Raw genomic sequence first — 3249 nt, forward strand, 5'->3', positions numbered from 1 at the left:
CCCGCGCCGCCCGATTCCGTACCGCAGCCGGTCAGCAGGGCGGCGGCGAGCCCTCCCGTGAGGGGAAGGGCCAGCCACTGGTTACGACATTTCACTTACGTGCCTTTGGTGTTGTGGACGTTTTCGCTGTACTTGAGGAAGTGGGCGCGGCCTCCGGGCGGAGGTCAGCCGCTCACGCCGCGGCCGAGCTCCCACAGCTGGAGGTTCGACGAGGAGTTGAGGGCCCACTCGATGCCGGTGATGTCGTCGCGTGCCGCGATGTACTGCTTGCCCTGCCACAGCGGGAGCACCGGCACGTCCTCGGCGACGATGTCCTGGATCCTGCGGATGCTCTTGGAGGCGGCGAGCCGGTCGGCCTCGCGACGCGACGTCGGGATCAGCTGGTCGTTGATCGTGTCGTTCACGTACGGCGAGCCGAGGAAGTTGTCCTTGTCGAGGAACGGGGCGAGGAAGTTGTCGGCGTCGGGGAAGTCGGGGAACCAACCCATGCCGTACGCCGCGTACTTGCCGTCGCGCTCGGCCGAGCGGAAGGTGCTCCACGGCACGCCCTTGATCGACACGTCGAACAGGCCGGAGGCGTTCAGCTGCTTCTGCAGCAGCTCGAACTCCTTCTTGGTGCCCGGGCCGTAGTGGTCCGTGGTGTAGTGCAGCGTCATCTTCACCGGGGTGGAGATGTTCGCCTTGCTCAGCAGCGAGCGTGCCTTGGCCGTGCTCGGGTTGTTGTACTTGTTGAAGAACGAGTTGGCGTGGCCGGTGATGGTGGACGGCACCAGGGAGTACAGCGGGTCGGCGGTCGAGCCGTACACCGAGGAGGCCAGCGCGCCGCGGTCGACGAGCTGCGCGACGGCCTGGCGGACGGCCTTGCTCTTGGCCGCGGGCGCGTCGGTGTTGAAGGCGAGGTAGCGGATCTCCAGGCCCTGCATCTCGACCAGGTCGATCTTCTTGCTCGAACCGGCGGAGAGCTCCTGGACCTGCTTCGGCGACATGGTGCGCGTCATCAGGTCGATGTCGCCGTCCTCGAGCGCCTTGCCCATGGCGTCGGTGTCCGCGAAGTTGCGCAGCTCCACCTTGTCGCTCTGGACCTTGAACCCGCCCTTGTACTTGGGGTTCTTGGTGAACACCGTCTTGACCAGACGGTCGCCCTCGACCTTCTGCTCGGCCGTGTACGGGCCCGAGCCGGACACCTCGAAGCCGTCCCGCAGCTTGTTCTTGCTGTAGTGGTCCTTGCTGACGATGCCCGCGGTGGGCGTGGCCAGCTTGAACGGGAACGTGGCGTCCGGCTTCTTGAGGTGGAAGACGACCTCGCGGTCGCCCTGGACCTCGATCTCGTCGACGTTGGACACCAGGCCGTCCGAACCGCTGGGGTCCTTGAGCTTGATGTCGCGGACCCGCTCGATGGAGAACTTCACATCGGCGGCCGTCAGCGGCTTGCCGTCGGAGAACGTCAGCCCCTTGCGCAGGGTGCAGGCGTAGCGCTCGTTGCCCGTGTCGGTGAAGCCGCACTGCTCGGCGGCCTCGGGCTGCGGGTCGCCGCCGCCGCGCGGCATGGCCATCAGCGTCTGGACGGTCTGGCGCAGCACGTTCCAGGAACCGGCGTCGTAGGCGTACGCCGGGTCGAAGGGTGCCGGAATCTCCTTCGAGATGGCGAACGCGTCCGTGGTGCCGACGGTGATCGGATTGTCGCCGTCCGACCCGTCCGAGCCACCGCACGCGGCGAGCGCGGGGGCGAGCAGACCTATGACTGCCGGCAGCACCAAAGTCTTGCGGTTCATGCTCGACGTTCTCCAGAGCTCTTGATCCCGTGAATCCCGCAACGCGGGGTGAGGGTTGGTGGGGCACGGGGGGTGGGGCGATGTTCTCGCGACGAGATTAGTCCGCACCAGATGAGCGCCGGAGGGTGCGTGAACCGCGTATTAATCACGCTGCGAAACCGGGCGTGGACACACCGATAACCCGACACCGGAAGGTTTCGTGCACGCTCCCACCAATCGGGACACAATGCCACGCCACCGTGACCCCGGAAAGGCCCCCGCGCATACGTCACCACCCCTGTCGACCCCCGCCGGAGTGGGAAACGTCACACGCCCGAACAGGGTCTCGGCGGGAGCTGTCAGAGAGTCATCAGGCCTTGCAGGAAAGGAAGGTTGACGTGTTCGAGGGAGGGGACGACGGTGCGGCCCGCGACGGCCGGGATCGGCGCGACCGACGGCACGGCCACCACCCGGCAGCCCGCTGCCTCCGCGGCGGCGACGCCGGTGGCGGTGTCCTCGATGACGGCGCATCTCGCGGGCTCCGCGCCCAGCCCCCGGGCGGCGAGGAGATAGGGGTCGGGGTGGGGCTTCGTGCGCGCCACTTCGTCGCCCGCGACGGTGAGTTCGAAGTGGTGGGCGCCGATGGAGTCCAGGACGCGGTCGATGATGCGGCGGTGCGAGGCGGACACCAGGGCCATCGGCACGGCGTGCGTGGCGAGTTCGGCGAGCAGGCGGGCGGCGCCCGGCATCAGCGGCAGGGAGCGGCTGATGCGGTTCTCGAAGCCGTCGTTGAGCAGCACGGTGAGCTCGGGGACCGTGATGTCGGCGCCGGTGGCCTCGATGAGGAAGCCGGCGCTGCGCGTCATGGGCCCGCCGACGACGACGTCACGCCAGGCCTCGTCGAGGGCGTGCCCGAGGGAGGCGAACACCTCGACCTCGGCGTCCCACCAGAAGCCCTCGGTGTCCACGAGGGTTCCGTCCATGTCGAGCAGGACGCCCTGCAACGCGGACCCTTCGGCCATTCGGGTGCCGAGCGCGGGAACCGTACTGGTCATGGCGACCACACCTTCCATGAGGGACGAGAAGGCCGGTCGCCTCCTTGTGACGGGAAGGCGACCGGCCTGCACTGGACCGACCAGTGTACGACTGCGCGGGATCAGCGCGCGTTGAAATATTTCGCCTCGGGGTGGTGGATGACGATCGCGTCGGTGGACTGCTCGGGGTGGAGCTGGAACTCCTCCGAGAGCTGCACGCCGATCCGCTCCGGCTGGAGCAGCTCGGCGATCTTCGCGCGGTCCTCCAGGTCGGGGCAGGCGCCGTAACCGAGCGAGAAGCGCGCGCCGCGGTACTTCAGGGCGAACATGTCCTCGACGTCCGCGGGGTCCTCTCCCCCGAATCCGAGCTCGGCGCGGACCCGGGCGTGCCAGTACTCGGCGAGGGCCTCGGCCAGTTGCACGGACAGGCCGTGCAGTTCGAGGTAGTCGCGGTAGGAGTCGGC

Annotated in this window: 3 protein-coding genes; all 3 read right to left on the reverse strand. The window is 68.1% G+C overall.

Annotated elements, in window-relative coordinates; genetic code table 11:
• Window positions 1-164: 164 nt before the first annotated feature.
• Entirely contained in the window at window positions 165-1772 is a 1608-nt protein-coding gene (locus ACZ69I_RS38950) for an ABC transporter substrate-binding protein (RefSeq protein WP_470837254.1), read from the reverse strand.
• A 338-nt stretch (window positions 1773-2110) separates the two neighbouring features.
• Complete coding sequence (locus ACZ69I_RS38955) at window positions 2111-2806, reverse strand: HAD family hydrolase (RefSeq protein WP_467682985.1); 696 nt, start codon at window positions 2804-2806, stop codon at window positions 2111-2113.
• Between the two features lie 101 nt (window positions 2807-2907).
• The coding region (locus tag ACZ69I_RS38960) for a vitamin B12 dependent-methionine synthase activation domain-containing protein (protein WP_467682984.1) at window positions 2908-3249 on the reverse strand (342 nt) is incomplete at its 5' end.

The organism is Streptomyces sp. NPDC036815 (assembly GCF_055609205.1).